The sequence below is a fragment of the Escherichia sp. MOD1-EC6475 genome (assembly GCF_003046645.1).
Taxonomy (GTDB): Bacteria; Pseudomonadota; Gammaproteobacteria; order Enterobacterales; family Enterobacteriaceae; genus Escherichia; species Escherichia ruysiae.
Genome location: NZ_PZKQ01000121.1, coordinates 1 through 2,248 on the forward strand (window position 1 = coordinate 1; position 2,248 = coordinate 2,248).

General features: G+C 38.1%; 2 protein-coding genes. Both read right to left on the bottom strand.

Annotation, left to right across the window (positions count from 1 at the left end):
- Positions 1-143: 143 nt before the first annotated feature.
- Positions 144-1,976 carry a hypothetical protein gene (locus A7589_RS22645; RefSeq protein ID WP_108189039.1) on the bottom strand — a complete coding sequence of 611 codons (1,833 nt, stop codon included), beginning with the start codon at positions 1,974-1,976 and terminating at the stop codon, positions 144-146.
- 19 nt (positions 1,977-1,995) lie between these two features.
- A complete protein-coding gene (locus A7589_RS22650; RefSeq protein WP_097717288.1) occupies positions 1,996-2,196 on the bottom strand; it encodes a hypothetical protein in 201 nt (66 codons plus the stop codon).
- Positions 2,197-2,248: the final 52 nt, after the last annotated feature.

The window sequence follows — 2,248 nt, forward strand, 5'->3', positions numbered from 1 at the left end:
TTTTTTTTTTTTTTTTTTTATTTTTACTTTTTCTTTTTTTATATGAACACGCTATTTGTTTTTTGTTTTATTTTCTTATTTATTTGATTAAAAACCCCCCCGCCGTTGCAATAATATTTTTCTTTGTAATTTTAGGGGGGAAATTACCCGCCGTTAGATTGTCCTGATAAGCTGGTTAATGTTAATGATTTCAAGAAGCTATCCCGACTTGCTCTAGCTGTAAAATCCACATAATCGCTTAATCTTGATGTGTCAGAATTAATAGTAAGCGGAACCTCCGTTACCACTTCAAAGGTCGGATTTATATTAAACACAGGAGATAAATTATAAGCCGGAGTTGTCATTGCAAGATTATTTAAAGCCCCCTGTTTGAGATTGGTTATCGGTGCTTCATTGACTGACATTTTTACATCTGACACAGAAGAAGACTTATCATCGAAAAGCAATCCCTTAATTGTGTTAAAGAGGGAATGACTATTATCAGGTGCAGTTGTTGCAGTGCCAGCGCCTTTATATTGTTCAGGAACGAGATCAGAAAGATTCTGTTTCATCCCTTCATTGCTTAATGGCGGTGCATCACCTAAATTTTTCTGAATAGCCTCTGTCTTATCATCATTACGATTAAACCAGTTTACAATCTTCATAATAGCTTCAAAGAGACTTCCTGTAGCTTCTCCCAGCTTCGTAAAATACGGAGTGAGATTAGAAAGGTTTTTCATAAACTCTTCCGTTACTTTTGGATCAAGAGATTTCATAAAGCCGTCTACAAATGCTACTTGTCTTGCATCAGAAAGCTGTGAAAGCTGTCTGTTTAGTTCTCTGAATTTAACGATAGAATCTTGCTGTGTTTCTGTTAGCCATTTTCCAGAGGCTTTTTGCTGATTAATACTTTCTTGTACATCTTTAACGGAACGTTGCCAATATTTTGACGTAAGCATCAAATCATCGCCCAGGTCTTCTAAACGTTGTCCAATTTGGGAGTCTGAAAACCCTTTTTTCATCATTCCATTAACAGCCTTAGAAATTAATCCGGCTGGATTATCAGCAAATTTTTTAAGGTCGCTTTTGTTAATAACACCGATGTTTAGAAGTTCATTAATAGCGTTATCACCGCCTTTCCATCCAGATTTTCCGGTTTTCTTATCTTTCACCAATTCAGCTTCACTGTAGGATTTTGCGGCACGTTCCCTAACATCTTTCATCTGATCCAGGTATTTCCTAGCCCCTTGATCACCCATCATAGAGTCAACGCCGTTTTTATACGCCCATTCTGTAATATTATACATCTGGTTAACGTCTACACCGCCAAGCCTTGCACGTTGGATTAGCTCTCCTTGTGTTTCAGCATTAGCGAAGCTGTTAGCCATAAATTCAGAGGTTTTACTAACAGCCATCACGCCAGCAGCAGCCGTAGCGCCTCCAAATAACAGAGCGCCCATAGTGGCGGAATTCCCTGATCCTCCCTTAACGGGGGCTAATTGAGCTTTTCTGTTGCCATTAATCTTACGTTGTTGCTGTTGTAGGCGTTTCATCTGGCTATTCATACGTGCAAGCGAGATAGCCCCTTGCTCATATTGTTTGGCTATCTCTCTAGCCTGTGCAATAGCTTTGTATTGTTCCGCTACAGAGAGGCGGTGCATTGCACTAATGCTTGATCCAACGTCTAACAGTTTTAAGGCTGCCTTCTCACTGCGTGCTGCTATTTGTTGCTGTTGCCTTGCCTGTGCTCTTGCTGCGGCAGCTTGTGCTCTTTGATTCTGTTTTTCGTTTTTCGCTTTCTGTTGAGCAATCTTATCTACTTCACTTTGTGCTTTCTTATAGCCTTTAGTGACATTATCAAACCTCAGTTTAGCTGGCTTGATATTATCAGCGAATTCTTTTAGGCTTGTAATAGAGTCTTTCGCTTTTTTCAAGCTGTCTTTATCTACACTAAATGTAACTGTGTTCTTAATTTTAGAAGTGTTAATTTCTAACATTTAAAATCCCCCTTATTAATCATTTTTTACCACCTTCTTTGCTTAAGAAATGGTGTAGAGCCTGATCAATACTCTCGTTTAATCTGAACATACGGGCTTTTACTCCTTCATATGGAACATCTAAGAGAGAACATAGATATTTCAGATTTAACAAGCCTCTAGAATCATTAGCATCTAGATGTACGTGTACACCACTTTTTGATTTCAAAATCACTTCCATATTTTAATCACCTCTCAAAATTTAAAAATAAATAAAAAAAAGGCGAAGCGTG